The sequence below is a fragment of the Pseudonocardia hierapolitana genome (genome assembly GCF_007994075.1).
GTDB classification, from domain to species: domain Bacteria; phylum Actinomycetota; class Actinomycetes; order Mycobacteriales; family Pseudonocardiaceae; genus Pseudonocardia; species Pseudonocardia hierapolitana.
Map to the genome: position 1 here is coordinate 8,175,304 of NZ_VIWU01000001.1, position 17,207 is coordinate 8,192,510.

The 17,207-nt window shown below is 73.3% G+C and carries 16 protein-coding genes; 7 read left to right on the top strand and 9 right to left on the bottom strand.

The window, feature by feature from the left end; all coding sequences use genetic code 11:
- Positions 1-57: 57 nt before the first annotated feature.
- Positions 58-423, bottom strand: a complete 366-nt coding sequence (locus FHX44_RS38490) for a hypothetical protein (RefSeq protein ID WP_147260260.1) — start codon at positions 421-423, stop codon at positions 58-60.
- 127 nt (positions 424-550) lie between these two features.
- Here FHX44_RS38490 and FHX44_RS38495 point away from each other — a divergent pair, with 127 nt between their 5' ends.
- Together FHX44_RS38495 and FHX44_RS38500 are read left to right on the top strand one after the other, a co-directional pair.
- Positions 551-1,222, top strand: a complete 672-nt coding sequence (locus tag FHX44_RS38495) for a response regulator transcription factor (RefSeq protein ID WP_246170821.1) — start codon at positions 551-553, stop codon at positions 1,220-1,222.
- On the top strand, positions 1,219-3,249 hold the full coding sequence (locus tag FHX44_RS38500; RefSeq protein WP_212612844.1) for a sensor histidine kinase: 2,031 nt from the start codon (positions 1,219-1,221) through the stop codon (positions 3,247-3,249). Before FHX44_RS38495 ends, FHX44_RS38500 begins: the two co-directional genes overlap by 4 nt.
- A gap of 30 nt (positions 3,250-3,279) precedes the next feature.
- Here FHX44_RS38500 and FHX44_RS38505 read toward each other — a convergent pair whose 3' ends face one another.
- From FHX44_RS38505 to FHX44_RS38515, 3 genes are all read right to left on the bottom strand, one after another.
- Positions 3,280-4,317 (bottom strand): arabinan endo-1,5-alpha-L-arabinosidase, encoded by a 1,038-nt coding sequence (locus FHX44_RS38505; protein WP_147260261.1) that lies wholly within the window; start codon positions 4,315-4,317, stop codon positions 3,280-3,282.
- Positions 4,318-4,499: 182 nt separating this feature from the next.
- Positions 4,500-5,330, bottom strand: a complete 831-nt coding sequence (locus FHX44_RS38510; protein WP_246171050.1) for an isocitrate lyase/PEP mutase family protein — start codon at positions 5,328-5,330, stop codon at positions 4,500-4,502.
- A gap of 50 nt (positions 5,331-5,380) precedes the next feature.
- Complete coding sequence (locus tag FHX44_RS38515; protein ID WP_170309216.1) at positions 5,381-5,956, bottom strand: sigma-70 family RNA polymerase sigma factor; 576 nt, start codon at positions 5,954-5,956, stop codon at positions 5,381-5,383.
- A 62-nt stretch (positions 5,957-6,018) separates the two neighbouring features.
- On the opposite strand from FHX44_RS38515, the gene FHX44_RS38520 reads away from it, so the two are divergent.
- The 4 genes from FHX44_RS38520 (at position 6,019) to FHX44_RS38535 (ending at position 9,266) form a co-directional block, all read left to right on the top strand.
- A complete protein-coding gene (locus FHX44_RS38520) occupies positions 6,019-6,768 on the top strand; it encodes a zf-HC2 domain-containing protein (RefSeq protein ID WP_147260262.1) in 750 nt (249 codons plus the stop codon).
- A gap of 99 nt (positions 6,769-6,867) precedes the next feature.
- Positions 6,868-7,350 carry a MauE/DoxX family redox-associated membrane protein gene (locus FHX44_RS38525; RefSeq protein ID WP_147261816.1) on the top strand — a complete coding sequence of 161 codons (483 nt, stop codon included), beginning with the start codon at positions 6,868-6,870 and terminating at the stop codon, positions 7,348-7,350.
- Entirely contained in the window at positions 7,350-8,006 is a 657-nt protein-coding gene (locus FHX44_RS38530) for a DsbA family protein (protein ID WP_147260263.1), read from the top strand. Before FHX44_RS38525 ends, FHX44_RS38530 begins: the two co-directional genes overlap by 1 nt.
- Positions 8,007-8,039: 33 nt before the next feature.
- On the top strand, positions 8,040-9,266 hold the full coding sequence (locus FHX44_RS38535) for an MFS transporter (protein ID WP_147260264.1): 1,227 nt from the start codon (positions 8,040-8,042) through the stop codon (positions 9,264-9,266).
- A gap of 3 nt (positions 9,267-9,269) precedes the next feature.
- Here the strand turns inward: FHX44_RS38535 and FHX44_RS38540 are convergent, their stop codons facing one another.
- From FHX44_RS38540 to FHX44_RS38555, 4 genes are read right to left on the bottom strand one after another with little or no spacing between them, the layout of a single operon-like run.
- Positions 9,270-11,207, bottom strand: coding sequence for a glycoside hydrolase family 127 protein (locus tag FHX44_RS38540; RefSeq protein ID WP_147260265.1), 1,938 nt, complete (start codon positions 11,205-11,207; stop codon positions 9,270-9,272).
- Position 11,208: 1 nt separating this feature from the next.
- A complete protein-coding gene (locus tag FHX44_RS38545; RefSeq protein ID WP_246170822.1) occupies positions 11,209-12,102 on the bottom strand; it encodes a carbohydrate ABC transporter permease in 894 nt (297 codons plus the stop codon).
- Complete coding sequence (locus FHX44_RS38550; RefSeq protein WP_212612845.1) at positions 12,099-12,986, bottom strand: carbohydrate ABC transporter permease; 888 nt, start codon at positions 12,984-12,986, stop codon at positions 12,099-12,101. The genes FHX44_RS38545 and FHX44_RS38550 overlap by 4 nt, the downstream gene beginning before the upstream one ends.
- Complete coding sequence (locus FHX44_RS38555; RefSeq protein ID WP_147260266.1) at positions 12,983-14,275, bottom strand: ABC transporter substrate-binding protein; 1,293 nt, start codon at positions 14,273-14,275, stop codon at positions 12,983-12,985. The genes FHX44_RS38550 and FHX44_RS38555 overlap by 4 nt, the downstream gene beginning before the upstream one ends.
- Before the next feature lie 159 nt (positions 14,276-14,434).
- On the opposite strand from FHX44_RS38555, the gene FHX44_RS38560 reads away from it, so the two are divergent.
- Positions 14,435-15,466, top strand: coding sequence for a LacI family DNA-binding transcriptional regulator (locus tag FHX44_RS38560; protein WP_147260267.1), 1,032 nt, complete (start codon positions 14,435-14,437; stop codon positions 15,464-15,466).
- An 18-nt stretch (positions 15,467-15,484) separates the two neighbouring features.
- Here the strand turns inward: FHX44_RS38560 and FHX44_RS38565 are convergent, their stop codons facing one another.
- Positions 15,485-17,149: a choline dehydrogenase gene (locus FHX44_RS38565; protein WP_147261819.1), complete on the bottom strand. Its 1,665-nt coding sequence runs from the start codon at positions 17,147-17,149 to the stop codon at positions 15,485-15,487.
- Positions 17,150-17,207: the final 58 nt, after the last annotated feature.

Here is a 17,207-nt window from a genome sequence, read left to right on the forward strand (position 1 = left end):
AGGAGACGCGAACCCCGCCACGGATACGACCGGGTTGCCGATCGGGGTTCGACCGGGTCACCGTTCGGCACCGAGCGTGCGCATGCGGGCGAGCCCGGTGACGATCAGACCCGCGGCCAGCAGCGTGGCCACCACCCCGGCGCCCGCGGCGAGCACCGCAGGGGCGGGCACGTCCGGGACGACGAAGGCGGGAAGGGCGATGACCGCGCTGACGAGCCGGGTGGCGATCACGACCCAGGCGCCGCCCCGGCTGCCGCGCCATGCCGCGACGGCGGCGACGAGCGTCGCCAGCCCGATCGCGGCGGCCAGCAGCGCGATGACGACCGGTGGGTGCTCGCCGTCGGTGACGAACGGCGTGGCGAGGTCGGCGAGGCCGAGCAGCCCGGCGAGCACGAGGCCGGCCGTGAGCAGTGGTGTTCTCATGGCTCGAGCGTGATCGCCGCCCGTTCCCCGGCACATGGGTCTTCCGCGCCGCGTGCCGGGAGGTTCTCCCGGTGACCCGGGAGAAGTTCCCGAGCCACCTGGGAGCGACAGGCCCGATGATGGGGCCGTGACCGAGCCCACCCCGGCGCCCGTGCGCGTCGTGCTCGCCGACGACCACCCCGTCGTGCGCGACGGCCTGCGCTCCCTGCTCGCGTCCCTGCCGGGCGTCGAGCTGGTCGGGGAGGCGGCGACGGGGCGGGAGGCGGTGCGCGAGGCGGTGCTGCACCGCCCCGACGTCGTGGTGATGGACCTGCACATGCCCGACCTCGACGGGATCGCGGCCACCCGCGAGATCGTGCGGGCGGTGCCGGCCGCGGCCGTGCTCGTGCTGACGATGTTCGACGACGACGATTCGGTGTTCGCCGCGATGCGCGCCGGGGCACGGGGCTACCTGCTCAAGGGCGCCGGGCAGGCGGAGATCACGGGCGCGATCCGCGCGGTCGCGGCGGGCCAGGCGATCTTCGGCCCCGGCGTGGCGGCGCGGCTGCTCGGTTACTTCGCGGCACCACCCCGGCCGGACGTGCCGTTCCCCGACCTGACCGCACGCGAGCGCGACGTGCTCGACCTCATCGCGGCCGGGCTGACGAACACCGCGGTCGCCGCCCGGCTCGGGCTCGCGGCCAAGACCGTGGCCAACCACCTCTCGGCGATCTTCACCAAGCTGCAGGTCGCCGGGCGGGCCGAGGCGATCGCGGTGGCCCGGCAGGGCGGCCTCGGCTCACCCCGGGCCCAGCGGTGACCGCCTCGCGCCCGCTGGCCTGGCTGCTCGCCGGGGCGGGCCTCGCCCTGCTCGCCCTGATGAGCGCAGGCACATGGGCCGCGGGCCCGGGCCTCGACATCGTCGGCTCCTACGTCCTCACCAACTCCGCGTTCGGCCTCGGGTTCGGCGGCTGTGGCCTGGTGATCGCCCTGCACCGGCCACGCAACCCGATCGGCTGGCTGTTCCTCTCCGGCGCGCTCGCCCACCTCACGACTGCGGCCGCGGCGCCCTGGGCGTTCCACGGCCTCGCCGCAGGCTGGCCCGAGCCCGCGATCCGGCTGCTCGCCACGATCTTCCTCATCGCGTGGCCGTTCGGGATCGGGATGGCCTTCCCCCTCGCCCTGCTGCGCTTCCCCACCGGCCGCGAGGAGTCGCCCCGCTGGCGCCGGGTCGGGTACGCCTTCGTCGGATACGGGTTGCTCTTCGCCCTGCAGATGGGCACCTCGCCCGACCCGTTCGGGCCCTGGGCAGGCGTCCAGTCCTACCTGTTGCTGCCGGTCCACGCGCGGCTCGAGCCGCTGTGGACGGCCGCGAACCTGCTCTCCCTCGGCCTCGCCGCGCTGATCGTCGTGCGGCTGGTCGGCCGGTACCGGCAGGGCAGCGAGATGGTGCGCCGGCAGCTGCTGTGGCTGCTGCTCGCGGTCGTGCTGGCGTTCGCCGCGAACGCGCAGCGGTTCGCCACCGGTGACGGCCCGATCCTGCTGCTGCTGGCCTTCCAGCTCGTGCCGGTGGCGATCGCGGTCGCGATCCTGCGGTACCAGCTGTTCGACATCCGCCTCGTCGTCTCGCGCACGGTGCTGTACCTCGCGCTCACCGCCGCCGTCGCCGCTGTGTACGTCGGTCTGGTCACGCTCATGGACCGGCTGGTCCGCACCGGCCTCGATCTCGGCGGTTCCATCCTCGCGACGATCGTGGTGGCGCTGGCGTTCCACCCCGTGCGGATGCGCCTGCAACGCGTGGTAGACCGGCTCTTCTACGGCGAGCGCGCCGACCCGGTGCGCGTGGTCTCCCACGTCGGGAGCCGCCTGCTCGCGAGCACCGATGCCGACCACGTCACGGCGCTGGACGCCCTGCGCGAGGCGCTGCGCCTGCCGTACGCCGCGGTGCGCGCCGACGGCGGGACCATCACCGAGTCCGGCACCCCGACCGCGGACGTGCACATCATCCCGCTGGAGTGGGGCGAGACGGCGGGCCAGCTCGTCGTCGGGCTGCGCGGCGGCGAGTCGGCCGTCGCCGACGCCGACCGCCGGGTGCTGGAGGTGACGGCCGTCCCGCTCGCGATGGCGCTGCGCGCGGGACGGCTGGCCGAGGAAGTGGCGGCGTCGCGCGGCCGGATCGTCGCGGGCCAGGAGGAGGAGCGCAAGCGCCTGCGCCGTGACCTGCACGACGGGCTCGGCCCCACGCTCACCGGCATGGCCTACAAGATCGACGCGGTGCGGAACACCCTCGCCGCCGACCCGGCCCGGGCCGACGCGATGCTCGCGGAGCTGCGCGCCACGACCGCGGCGGCGATCGACGACGTCCGCCGGGTCGTCTACGGGCTGCGCCCGCCGGCGCTGGACGAGCTGGGGCTCGCGGGCGCGCTGCGCCAACAGGCCGAGCGGCTGTCCGGCGGCGGACGTGCGCTGCAGGTCACGGTGGACGCGCCTGCGCCGACACCGTGGCTGCCGGCCGCCGTGGAGGTGGCCGCCTACCGGATCGCCGTCGAGGCGATCACGAACGTGGCCCGGCACTCGAGCGCGCGCCGGGCCTGCGTGGGGCTGGCGGTCGCGCCGGACGAGCTGCGCGTGACCGTCACCGACGACGGCGCCCAGAGCGGCACGCGCTGGCAACCCGGGGTCGGCCTGAGCGCGATGGCCGAACGCGCGGCCGAGGTCGGCGGGCGGTGCACGGCAGGTCCCACCCCTGACGGCGGCCGGGTGGAGGCAGCGCTCCCCCTCGAGATCCCGCCGACCCCCGACTTCACACACCCAGCCGCCGCTTCACACAGGACCGGTCTTGTGTGAAGCGGACGACGGGTGTGTGAAGTGGCCTGATCACTCCCGGTTGGCGAGCAGCGGCCAGCCGTCGTCGTCCCACACGATGGGCTGCAGGGCCAACTTCGTCGCCCCGTTCGCCGACTTGTCGTAGTAGTGGTAGGCGAGGATGTCGTCGGCTGCGGACTGCCCGCCCGGGCCGACACGGTTGCCCGAGGCAGTGAGCACCGTCGTGCCGCCCCCGTCGAGGAGCTTCCGGCCGTCCCGGTCGACGTAGGGCCCGGTGACCTTCTTCGACCGCCCGACCATGATCTTGTAGTCGCTGTCGGCACCCTGGCAGCACTGGCCCCACGACGTGAACAGGTAGTAGTAGCCGTCGTTCTTCACGAAGTAGGCCGCCTCGATGGCGTTGGGTGAGGCCTTGCGGTCGGCGATGTGCAGCGGCTCCGCATCGGGGTCGGCGAGCTTCCCCGACGGCCAGTCGAGCTTCACCATCCGGATCCCGCTCCAGTAGGAGCCGAACGCCATCCACGGCGTGCCCGACCCGTCCTCGATGATGCCCGGGTCGATCGCGTTGTAGTCGTCGTCCGGTACGGAGCCGATGACCTCACCGCGGTCCACCCACTCGTAGGCCGGGTCGGACGGATCGAGCGTCTCGTTGGTGGCCAGCCCGATCACGGACCTGTTGTGTCCCCAGGTGGATGCCGCGTAGTACAGGTAGTACATGCCGTTGGCCTCGTAGATCTCCGGGGCCCAGATGTTCTTCACGCCGGGCACCTCGTCCTTGATCCACTGCGGGATCTCGTCCCAGACGGTGCCCTCGTAGGTCCACTTGCGCCCGTTGGGCGAGGAGCGGATCTGGATGTTGCCCGCGCCCTTGCCCTCCTCGCCGGTGGCGAAGACGTACCAGTTGTCCCCTCCGCCACCCGCGACCAGCGCCGGGTCGTGGGCGGTGAGGTCACCGCTCAGCCGCCACGGCTCCTCGGCCTGCGCGGGGGCCATGGGTCCGGTGGCAGCGGCCGGTGGGGCCAGCGCCCCGGTCAACCCCACCACTGCAGCGACGACGGTCAGGAGCGGCGCGAGTCGCACGGGCGTCATCCGTTCTGCGCGAGGGACGGGGCGTCCGCGGCGACCCACCGAGCAAGATCGCCGAGGCGACGGACAGCGTATGCGCGACGCGCCGAACGGCGACGGACCGACAACGCCATGTCACCCGAGAGTGACGCGCGTCACTCTGACGCGCCGGTATTTGGCGCGCATCTAGTGATTTCTAACCACTTCTAGTGCAGGCGGAATGCCCTCGTCGTCAGCTCGCGGCCCTCGCGCGCCAGCTCGAAGAACCCGTACGTGCCCTGCTCCTTCAGCTCGCGGGCGGCACGGGCGAGCGCCCCGAACGCGACCGCGCTGAACGTGCCCCCGACCGAGATGCGGGCCACCCCGGCATCGGCCAGCTCCTCGATGGGCGCCATCCCCGGCATCAGCAGCACGTTCACCGGCCGGTCGACCGACGACACCAGGCTGCGGATGTCGGCGAGCCGCACCAGGCCCGGCGCGTACAGCACCTCAGCGCCCGCCTCCTGGTAGGCCTGGAGGCGTTCGATCGTGTCGCCGAGGTCGGGGTTGCCCCGGATGAAGTTCTCGGCGCGGGCGGTGAGCACCAGCCCACGGCCCTCCTGGGCGGCGTCCGCCGCGGCGGCGATCCGCTCGGCCGCCAGGCCGATGTCGTGGATCTCGGGGTCGGCGCCCGCGCTGTAGTCCTCGATCGAGCAGCCGGCCAGGCCGGACTCGACGGCCTCGGCGACGGTGCTGGCCACCTCGCCCGGGTCGTCCCCCCACCCGTCCTCGAGGTCGGCGCTCACCGGGATGTCCACGCACAGCGCCACCGCGGCGGCGTGCTCGAGCGTGTCCACCGCGCCCACCGCACCGTCGACGAGGCCCGCGGTGGCCGCGAACCCGCTGCTGGTGGTGGCCAGCGCCGCGAACCCCAGCGTGGCGAGCGCCTTCGCCGACCCCTCGTCCCACGGGTTGGGCATGAGCAACGGGTCGCCGGGAACGTGCAGTGCCCGGAACCGGGCGGTCATGTCGGTACCGGTCAGGTCGCTGCTGGTCATCCTCGCCACACGGGGACCGTACCGAGCCGCACCACTGAGATCCGCGACGATCAGGCCTCGCGGCGCCGCCCGGGCTCGAACTTCCCCTCGTCGAGGGCCCGCACCAGGTCCTCGCGGGCGCGCGCCACGCGCGACCTGATCGTGCCGACCGGGCAGCCGCACACCTGAGCCGCCTCGGCGTAGCTCAGGTCGAGCACCTGCGTGAGCACGAACGCCTCGTGCCGGTCCGGATGGAGCGCGGCGACGAGTTGCGCGAGCAGCACGGCCTCGTCGCCCGCCCTGCGCACCGCCCCCATGCGGACGGCCACGGTGTCCCAGTCGGCGACGCCGGTGGTGCGGGGCCTGCGCCCCGCGGCGCGCACCGCGTCGGCCGCGGCCCGCCGCGCGATCGACAACAGCCAGGTGCGTGCGGTGGCCGTGGCCTCGAACCGGGGCAGGGCCCCGACGGCGCGCAGGTAGGTCTCCTGGGCGAGGTCCTCCGCCTGGCCGGGGTCGGCGAGGTGGGACACGAACCGCAGCACGTCGCGCTGGGTGGCCCGGACGAAGGCCGAGAGGGCCTCCCGATCACCGCGGCCGGCCGCGAGCGCCCACGCGGTGATGCGGTCGTCGTCGGGTCGTTCGGCCACCGACCCAGCCTAACCACGGCCGGGCCGGGAACCGCGCAGGCCGGTGTTGCGACCATAGGCACATGCGGTGCGAGGACTTCCGGGACGCGATCTCCGCGCGGATGGACGGCGAGGATCCCGGGATGGAGGCCGCCGAGGTGGAGCGCCACCTCGCCGGCTGCGCCGGCTGCCGCGCCTTCTCCGAGCGGGCAGCGCACGTCACCCGGCTGGCCCGGATCCGCCCCGCCGAGGATCACCCGGACGTGCTGCCCGGGCTCCTCGCCGCGCTGGACGCCGGGGAGTCCCGACCGGCACCGCGGCGGACGGGGCGCTCGATCGCCCGCGACGCCGTCCGCGCCGCCCTCGCGGTGCTGGCCGTCGGTCAGCTGGCGCTCGCGCTCAGCGGGATCATCGCCGCGACCGGAGCCGGCCCGGACCAGCTCGCCGGGGCGAGCATGGCGCACTTCTCGCACGAGAGCGCGGCGTGGAACCTCGCCATCGGCGTCGCGTTCGGCTGGGCCGCCACCGGGGCCCGCCGAGCGGGCGGGCTCGTGCCGGTGATCGGCGCGTTCGTCGCGTTACTGGTGACCCTCAGCGCGCTGGACGTGCTCGCCGGGCACGTCACGGCCGGCAGGCTGCTCGGGCACCTGCCGGTGATCATCGGCCTCGTCCTCCTGCTGCTGCACGCCCGGCTCGGCCGCGACGGCGGCGGCACCACGGCCGCGTCCCACGAGGGCGAGACGGGCGACGGCTCCCACGGGGACGAGACGTTCGGCGGCGGCCGGTTCGGCGACGGGGGCCTGCAGCCGTCTGCCCACCACCGCGCGGCCTGAGGCGCTCGGCGGCTCCGTCGCGATCGGTGGCCGGCTCGATCCGAATCCCGCGATCACCGTCGGGAACCGGGGCCGCGACCGCGACGACCACTCGTGGTGATGCCATCCACCACCACCTCCCCACCCGCTTCGGCACTCGCCTGGCTCAGCACGGCGGCACGGCTGCTGCTCGGCGCCGTCTGGCTCGCCGCAGGCGCGTCGAAGATCACCGATCTGGACGCCTCCGTGCGCGCGGTCCGCGCCTACCGGCTCCTGCCCGAGACGGCCGCGCAGGTCGTCGGCGCCGGTCTGCCGGTCGTGGAGCTGCTCTTGGGCGTGCTGCTCGTCGTCGGGGCCGGGGTCCGGGCGGCCGCGGCGGTCTCGGCCGTGCTGATGCTCGCGTTCGTCGTCGGGATCGCGTCGGCCTGGGCCCGCGGCCTGCGGATCGACTGCGGTTGCTTCGGCTCGGGCGGTGAGCTCGCGGCCGGGCAGGACCCCGCCTACGGGCCCGAGCTCGCCCGCGACGCCGCACTGATGGTGATCGCCCTGCTCCTCGTCCGGTGGCCGGCCGGGCGACTCGCACTCATGAAGGAGTCCTCCTGATGCCCCGCACCCTCGCCACCAGGCGCGGTCCGTCGACCCTGACGCTCGTCGCGGTCGTCGTGCTGGTGCTGTTCGCCGGTGCCGTCGGCTTCGGCGTCTACCGCGCGCAGGCCGGCGCGGGCGCCCTGCCTGCGGGGGCCACCGCGGCCGGCGTCGCGGTCGGCAACCCCGACGCGCCGGTGACGATCGATCTCTACCTGGACTTCCAGTGCCCGGCCTGCGCGCAGTACGAGCAGCAGGCAGGCGCCACGATCGACGAGCTCGTCGCGTCGGGACGGGCCAGGGTCGTCTACCACCCGGTGGCCTACCTGAACCGCTTCTCCAGCACGCAGTACTCCAGCCGCTCGTCCGCGGCCGCCGGATGCGCGGCCGACGCGGGCGTCCTCCCCCGGTTCGCGCAGCTGCTGTACGCGAACCAGCCGCCGGAGGGCGGCGACGGCCTGCCCGACGAACAGCTCGTGGCCCTCGGGACGCAGGCCGGTGCGGGACTCGGGTTCGCCACCTGCGTGCAGGACGGCCGGTACGCGGCCTGGACCCGGTCGGTCACCGACGCGGCGTCCCGGGCCGGCATCACCGCGACACCCACCGTCCTGGTGAACGGACGGGAGGTGGAGCGCACCGCGGAGGCGTTGCGCGCCGCCGTCGACGCGGGCTGAGCCATATCCTCCCCCGGTGGGTAAGGGGGGACGATGACGCCGCACACGCTCGCCGACCCGGTGCAGCGGGTGTCGGCGGGCTGGGTGGTCCGGTTCTCGCTGGCGTGGATCGGGCTGTACGCGGGCCTGTTCGGGCCGCTGCAGGTGCTGTTGCCCCAGCAGGTCGAGGCGCTCGCGCCGCAGGACAAGGAGGCGGCGCTCGCACTGGTGCTCGCGGCGGGCGCGGCCTGCACCCTCGTGGCGAACCCGCTGTTCGGCGCGCTGTCGGACCGCACGCGCTCCCGGTTCGGCCGGCGCAAGCCCTGGATCGCGCTCGGGTTCGCAGGCGGTGCCGTCGCGATCGCGCTGCTCGCAGCGGCACCGGCCCTCCCGCTGGTGGTGGCCGGGTGGTGCGCCGTGCAGACGCTGCTCAACGCGCCGTTCGCCGCGCTCAGCGCCGCCGTGCCGGACGAGGTGCCGGCCGCACAGCGCGGCACGGCGGCCGGGTACCTCGGCCTGGCGTTCGTCGTCGGCGTCGGCGCCGGGACCGGGCTCGCGGTCCTCGCCGGGTCCGTCACCACCGGATACCTGCTGTGCGCGTTCGCCGCCGTGCTCTTCAGCCTCCCGTACGTCCTGCTGGGGCGGCCCGCAGGCCACCAGCCGGAGACGACCTGGCGGTGGGGCGAGTTCCTGCGCGGGTTCTGGATCAACCCGGTGCGCCACCGCGACTTCGGCTGGGGCTTCCTCACGCGCTTCCTGGTGAACCTCGGCAACGCGATCGTGCTGCTCTACCTGTTCTTCTTCCTCTCCGACGTCGTCGGGCTGGCCGACCCGGCCTCCAGCGTCCTGGTCCTCACGGCCGTCTACTCGGTGGCCATGCTGGCCTCGGTGGTCGTCGCGGGCAGGCTGTCGGACCGCGTGGGCAGGCGGCGCGTGTTCGTCACCGGGGGCGCGCTGGTCATGGCCGGGGCGGCCGTGCTGATCTCGGTGTGGCCGGCCTGGCCGGGCGTGGTGACCGCCGCCGTGGCCCTCGGCATCGGCTTCGGCGCGTACAGCGCGGTGGACTTCGCGCTGCTCACCCAAGTGCTCCCCGCTGCGCGCGACCGCGGGAAGGACCTGGGCGTGCTCAACATCGCCAGCTCGCTGCCGCAGGTCATCGCCCCCGCGATCGCCGCACCGGTCGTGACCGTGCTCGGCGGGTACACGGCGCTCTACCTCGTGGCGGCCGCGATCGAGGTGGCGGGCGCGGTCCTCGTCTACCGGATCCGATCGGTCCGCTGAGCCTCAGCCCTCGGAGATGGGCAGCCACACCCGCATCGTCGACGGTCCGCGCTCGGCCCAGTCGTGGTACGGCACGAGCGGCACGTCGAAGGCGTTGTCGTCGGCCCGGTCGTCCTCCACGGGATCCGGTCGGCCGTACGGCCAGGGGTGATCGGGCACCACCGACCGGCGCAGCCGCACGACGACCGCCCCGTCCTCCTCACGCGGGGCAACGGCCGGGTCGAGCCGGACGTCCCCGACGTCGTCGACCCGGCCCTCGCTCGCGGCGGCCACGTCGACCGACTCCAGGCACAGCACCTCGGGCCCGCGCTCCACCGCGAGGCACCCACGCACGGCGTCGATCCGCGGGTCGGGCGCGGTGAACCGCGGCGTCACGGGCAGGTGCAGCTCCACCACGTCGCCTGCGCGGAAGGCCCGCCGCACCCGGGCCGTTCCGGGCGTCACCGGTTCGGCGGCCCCGTCCACGACGAGGCGTGCGCCGTCGGCCCAGGCCGGCACCCGCAGCGAGAGCGTCCACGGCGCGGCGGCGTCGTCGCGGACGTGGACGCGGATCACCCCGTCCCGCGGGTAGCCGGTCTCCACGTCGAGCGCGATCGCCGTGCCGTCCGGCAGCGCGGTGCGGATCGCGGCCGGGGCGTACTGGTGCAGCTGGAGGCCCTCGTCGTCGGCGGTGGCGACGTACGCGGCGAGGCCGGCGAGGGTGCGAGCCACGTTGGGCGGGCAGCACGACACCTCGAACCACGGCGCCCGCAGCGACGACGACGCCCGCGGCGACACCTCCCCGTCGACGGCCGCCGTGCCCGGCCGGCGCTGGTGCAGGGTGTTCGCGTAGAAGAACGCCGTGCCCTGCGCCGACGGCGAGGTGGCGATCACGTTGAACAGGTTCCGCTCGATCAGGTCGGCGTAGCGGGGGGCGCCGTCGGCCAGCAGCAGCCGCCAGCTGAACATGATCGAGGCGACGGAGGCGCACGTCTCGGAGTAGGCCCGGTCCGGCGGGAGCACCCAGTCGTCCCCGAACGCCTCGTCCTGGTGGTGCGAGCCCACTCCGCCGGTGAGGTAGGTGCGCCGCGCCACCGTGTTGTCCCACTGGGTGGCCAGCGCCGCGAGGAGCTCCGCGTCGTCGCGTTCCACCGCGACGTCCACGGCGCCGGCGGACAGGTAACCGGCCCGCACGGCGTGCCCGCGCAGCACGGTGGCCTCCCGCACGGGTACGTCGTCCTGGTAGTAGGAGCGGCCCCACTCGATGTCGCGCAGCACACCACGGCCGCGGCGTTCGACGAAGAGGGCGGCCTGGTCGAGGTAGCGCCTGTCGCCGGTGACGCGGGCGAACTCCACGAGGGCCGGCTCGATCTCGGCGTGTCCGCACACCGACTCGATCCCGCCCGGCCCGAACACCGTGCAGACGAGGTCGGCGGCGCAGCGGGCCACGTCGACGAGCCCGTCGTCGGCGTCCGGGCGGGTGCGCGCGCGGGCGACCGCGGCCTGGAGCAGGTGGCCGATGCAGTACAGCTCGTGGCCCCACTCCAGATCCGACCAGCGCTCCCCCTGCCCGGGCCGGCCGAACTTCGTGTTGAGGTAGCCGTCGGGCTCCTGCGCGGCCGCGACCCGCGCCACCACCTTGCGGAACCGGTCCTCGAGCGCGGGGTCGTCGGTGCGGCCGATCTCCCAGGCCACGGCCTCCAGGTACTTGTAGACCTCCGAGTCGGAGAACTCCCGCCCGCGCCGGCCGTCGGGGAGCCCACCCGCCGCCGCGAGGTCGAAGTTGGCGATCCAGCCCTCACCTTCGAGCCACTGCTCGATGTGGGCGAGCGTCGCGGTGGCGTTCACCTGCTGACGGTGCGCCCAGAAGCCGCCGGTGATCGTCACCTCGCCGAGGGAGAGCGGGCGCAGCCGCCCCCGGGCGGGCACGACGGGGCTCACGATCGGGGTGCGAGAACTCATGTCATCCCTTGAGCGCGCCGGACATGAAGCCGCGCACGTAGTGTCGTTGGAGCAGCAGGAACAGCACGATGCAGGGCAGGGCGAGGACCACCACGCCTGCCTCGGTGGCGCCGTAGTCGACCACCCCCTGCACCTGGCCGCGCAGGTTGGAGATCGCGAGCGGCAACGTCATGCGGTCGCTGTCGTTGATCAGGATCAGCGGCGCCATGAAGTCGTTCCACGCCGCGAGGAACGCGAAGAGACCCACGGTGATCAGGCCGGGCGCCGTGGCAGGGATCAGCACCCGCCACAGGGCGGTGAACGTGGAGCACCCGTCGACCATCGCCGCCTCGTCGAGCTCGCGCGGTACCGCCTCGAACGAGATCCGCATCATGAACGTCGAGAACGGCAGCTGGAACATCGTCAGCACCAGCGCGAGCCCGACGAGCGAGTTCTGCAGCCCGACCTGCGTGAGCAGCACGTACAGCGGGATCAGCAGCGTGGCGTACGGCACCATGAGGATCGCGAGCGTCACCAGGAACAGCAGGTTCTTGCCCGGGAATGAGAACCGGGCGAACGCGTACCCGCCGAGCGTCGACACGGCCAGGGTGAGCGCCACCGTGAGCAGCGAGACGAGGCCCGAGTTCGCGAGGTACTGCCAGATCCCGGCCTGGTACTCGCCCAGCGCCCGGTAGTTGCCGAACCCCCACCCGTCCACCTGGCTGGTGCCCGCGTGCGGCGACACCGATGCCACGGCGGTCCAGACCAGCGGGTAGAGGAAGATCACCGCGAGCGCACCGGTGAACACCCAGTACGGGGTGCGCAGCGCGATCCCCGCGACGCTCGTGGTGGGTGCCCGCCGGGCGACGCGCGGCGGGTCCGCCCGCGGCGCCGCGCGCGACATCTGCGTGGTCAATTCTCCTCCGGACGGTGGAACGCGCGGATCTGCAGCACGTTGACCAGCACCAGCACCCCCAGCACCAGCACCGAGAGCGCGGCGGCGACCCCGAGGTCGTTCTGGCCCTGGAACGCGACCGTGTAGATCAGCTGGACGACCGAGATCGTGCTGTTGTCCGGGCCGCCCTTGGTGAGGATGTAGAACTGCTCGAACGCCAGCAGCGAACCGGTGACGCACAGGACGGTGCAGAGCGCCAGCGTCGGGCGCAGCAGCGGGATCGTGACGTGCCGGAACGTCTGCCACCACCCGGCGCCGTCGATCCGGGCGGCTTCGTACACGTCGGCCGGCACGGCCTGCAGACCCACGAGCATCAACAGCATGTAGAACCCGGCGTAGCGCCACACGATCAGGAAGAGGGTGGACCACAGCGCGGCGTCGGGCGTGCCGAGGAACGTGGCGCCCAGGCTCTCCATGATCGGAGCGAAGGGGCCGGCGAACGGCGAGTACAGCACGTAGAACAGCAGCGACGCCGACGCCAGCCCGAGCGCGCCCGGCACCAGGAACGCCGTGCGCATGAGGCCCTTCCAGCGGCTCGACTCCTGCACGAGCAGCGCCAGCCCGAGGCCGAGCCCGAGCAGCAGCACGGTGGCGAGCGCCGTGTACTTGAGGGTGAAGACCACTGAGTCCACGAAGAACCGGTTGGAGACGGCCCGGGAGTAGTTGGCGGGGAAGTTCCAGCCCTGGTTGCCCGACAGCAGCGGCCACCGGGATGCGGACATCAGCAGCACGAGCAGCAGCGGCAGCACGAACAGCGCCCCGACGAACACCGCGGTGGGCGTGGCGTAGAGCCAGCCCTGCAGCGCCCGTCGGACCGGCCGCCGCCGAACCGATACGACCGTCATTGCTGCGACAACACCGCCGTGATCTCGTCGTTGTTCTTCGCGAGTCCGGCGCCGTCGCCGAGCACGGCGTCGCGCACGAGCGTGAGCCACGGGCTGTTCGTCGCGTTGAACGCCTGCTGGAAGTTGGTCGCCACCGGTGTCTCGCCGTTGACGGCGACCTCGTTGATCGTCACGAGCCGGGGGTCCTGGACGGCGTACCTGTTGCTCGACAGGTCGGATCGCGAGACCACGTCGAGGTTCTTGCCCAGCACCTCGACCTGCGCCTCCTCCGACATCAGCCAGGACAGGAAGTTCCACGCCTGCGCGGCCTTCTCGGAGTCCTTCGAGACGCCGATCCCGTCGCCGCCGACGAACGTGGAGCTGCCGCCGGTGGGGCCGGGAATGCCGGCCACCCCGACGTCGAAGCCTTGCGTGGAGGACAGCAGCGTGGCCGGGTAGAACTGCAGACCGACCTTGCCCTCGGTGAAGCCCGCGGTCCACGTCGGGCCTGCCTCGTCGCGCGAGGAGGGCAGCACGGCGCCGGACGCCCACAGGTCCCGCCACACGTCGTAGACCTGCGTGGCGGTGGGCGAGGCGAGCAGCGACTGCGTGCCGTCGGGGCTCATGACGTCCTCGCCCGCCGCCCAGACGCTGGGGAACCAGGTGAAGACGAGACAGCCACCGCAGTTCAGGCCGGTGGCGGTGCCGTAGGTGTCCGGCTTGCCCAGCCCCTGGATCGCCTTGGCCGCGGCCGCGTACTCCTCGAGCGAGGCGGGCGCCTTCTCCGGGTCGAGCCCGGCCTCCCGGAACAGGTCCTTGTTCCAGAACAGCATCGACAGGTCCAGCACGAACGGGAGCACGTGCTCCTTGTCCTCGTACGTGCCGGCCGCCAGGTGCCCCGCGTTGATCGTGTCCTTGAACGGGAGCCCGTCGATGTTCGCGCTGATGTCCTGGAACAGCCCCTGCTGCACCCAGTTGGGCACGTAGACGATGTCGGCGGCGAACAGGTCCGGCAGCCCACCCGCGCCTGCGGCCGCTCCCACCTTGGCGACGTAGTCGTCGTTCGGGGTGACCGTGAGCTCGACCTTGTTCCGGTGGCTCGCGTTGTAGGCCTCCACCAGCAGGTTCGCCTGCTTCTCCAGCGGCGCCCTCGTCCACAGCGTGAGGGTGGTGCCGTCGTCGACGCCATCCGGACCGGCGGCCGCCGCGGCGCCCCCGCCCGTCTCGCCGCCACCGCCGCAGGCGGCAACGGCCAGCATCAACGCCGCGGCGGCACCGGCGAGCACCGTGCGGACCCGAGTGTTGCTCATGCGCGCTCCTCGTCGAGCAGGAAACCTTTGAAGCCCATCCGTCGGCGAGCCCGCATCGCTGCACGCCGAAAGGTCGAAAACCTTTTCGGGAAGGTAGTCGTGGCAGCACCCGCGGTCAAGGGTGGATCGTTGTTACAGTGCGAGCTCCAGGGAGGTCGGATGACTCGCACGGAGCCGGCGCGCAACCCGAAGCCGGTGACACTCACGGACGTCGCCCGGCTCGCCGGCGTGTCGGTCGCCACCGCGTCCAAGGCGCTCAACGGCCGCGACCAGGTCGCACCCGCCACCCGGCAGCGCGTGATCGAGGCCGCCGACCGGCTCGCGTTCAGCCCCAACCCGCTGGCCCGCGGCCTGATCGCAGGCCGCACCGGCACGGTCGGGCTGCTCACCAGCGACCTCGTGGGCCGGTTCGTGCTCCCCATCCTCACCGGCGCGGAGGACGCGTTCGGCGCCGGTCAGGTCAACGTCTTCCTCTGCGACGCCCGCGGCGACGCCATCCGCGAGCAGCACCACCTACGCGCGCTGCTCTCCCGCCGCGTCGACGGGCTCATCGTCGTCGGCGAGCGCACCGACCCGCGCCCGTCGCTCGGCCCCGACATCCCCGTGCCCGTCGTCTACGTCTACGCCCCGTCCGACGACCCGGCCGACCTGTCACTCACGCCCGACAACACCGGCGCCGCCCGCCTCGCCGTGGAACACCTCGTCGGCAGCGGGCGCACCCGGATCGCGCACATCTCGGGCGACCCCGCCTACGCGGCGGCGCAGGACCGCGCCGTCGGCACCCGCGAGGCGCTCGCCGCCGCCGGGCTCGAGCTCGTGGGCGACGTCATGTTCTCCGACTGGACCGAACACTGGGGCCGCGATGCCGCCGCGCTCCTGCTCGAGCACCACCCGGACGTCGACGCGATCCTCTGCGGCTCCGACCAGATCGCGCGCGGGGTGCTCGACACCGCCCGCGACCTCGGCCGCAGGGTGCCCGAGGACATCGCCGTGATGGGGTTCGACAACTGGGAGGTGCTCACCACCAACTCCCGGCCGCAACTCACCAGCATCGACGCGAACCTCCAGCACCTCGGCCGCACCGCGGCCCAGCGGGTCTTCGCCGCCCTGGACGGGGTCGACGTCGGCCACGGTATCCAGTACCTGCCCACGCGGCTGGTGATCCGCGGGTCGACGATCGCCCGTCGCTGAGCGACGCCCGGCCCCCGCTCAGCCGGATCCCGGCGCACCGCCGGGCACAGAGACGGGGTTCTCCGGCGGGAGCGGGGTGTTGCCGAGGATGATGTCGGCGGCCTTCTCCGCGAGCATCATCGTCGGCGCATAGGTGTTGGCGTTGGTGATCGACGGCATCGCGGACGCGTCGACGACGCGCAGGCCGTCCAGCCCGCGGACCCGCATGCTGACCGGGTCCAGCACCGCGCCGTCGTCGACGCCCATCCGGGCGCTGCAGGACAGGTGGAGCCCGGTCCGCCCGGTGCGCGCCACCCACTCCATCACCTCGTCGTCGGTGCGGACGGCCGGGCCCGGCAGCCACTCGGAGCCGCCGAGCGCGGCCATCGCGGGCTGCGCCAGCACCTCCCGCGCGATGCGCACCGCATCCAGCCACCGGGGCTGGTCGTCGGCCCCGGTCAGGTAGTTCAGCCGCAGTGCCGGGTGGGCCGCCGGATCCGACGACACGATCTTCACGGAGCCGCGGGCGCCGGACCGCATGACCTCGACGTGCAGCTGGTACCCGTGCTGGTCGACCGGGAAGGACTGCTCCTCGCTCTGCATCAGCAACGGCGCGAGCACGAAGAAGATGTCGGGGTACTCGCCCGCCAGCGCGCTGCGGACGAAGCCGCCCGCCTGCATGGGGTTCCAGGCCCCCGGGCCGGTGCCGCGCACCAGCGCCTCGGTGATGATCTTCGGCCAGTGGGCCTTGTTCCGCACGTCCGCCAGTGACACCGGGGCGATGCCGGTGTGCTGGATGTGGACGGCCAGGTGGTCCTGCAGGGACTCGCCCACCCCGGGCAGGTGGTGGACCACCGGCACGCCGAGCGACTCGAGCTCCGCCTTGTTCCCGATGCCGGACAGCTGCAGCACCTGCGGCGACCCGACCGCACCCGCGGCGAGGACGATCTCACGGCCACGCGCGACGGACTCGCCGCCCGTCCCGTGCCGGTACCGCACGCCGACCGCCCGGCTCCCGACGAGGTCGATCCCGGTGACGTGCACCCGGGTCAGGACCTCGAGGTTGCGACGGCGCCGCACCGGGTGCAGGTAGGCGCGGGCGGCGTTCTCGCGCCGGCCGCCCCGCACCCCCTGGTCGAACGGTCCGAAGCCCTCCTGCTCCGCACCGTTGAGGTCCGGCAGCACGGCGTGTCCGGCCTGGCGCGCCGCCCCGAAGAACGCCTCGAAGATCGGCCCCTCCGCCGGGCTGCGCATCAGCGTGTGCGGCCCGCCTGTCCCCCGCGTGCCGTCGACCTCACCGATGCAGTTCTCGAGCCTGCGGAAGTAGGGCAGGCAATGCGCGAAGTCCCATTCCGGCGTGCCGGTCTCCGCGGCCCACCGGTCGAAGTCCGCCCGGTGCCCGCGGGTGTAGAGCATGCCGTTGATACTGCTCGAACCACCGAGCACCTTGCCGCGCGGGTGGTCGAGGCGCCGTGAGTGCAGGCCCGGCTCCGGCTCCCCCGCGTAGCGCCAGTCGTGCCAGCTGCTCCCGACCGGCATCCCCATCGCGAGCGGGAGCTGAACCGCCAGGTCCCAGGCGTGGTCCGGCCGTCCCGCCTCCAGCACCAGCACCCTCGTGCCGGGGTCGGCGCTCAGGCGGTTGGCCAGGATGCACCCCGCCGTCCCACCACCGACGATGACGAAATCGAAGATCGTGTCAGCCACGTTCGTGTCGGCCACGGGCGGATCTACCCCCAGCTCAGCAAAAGGGATCAGGAATGAA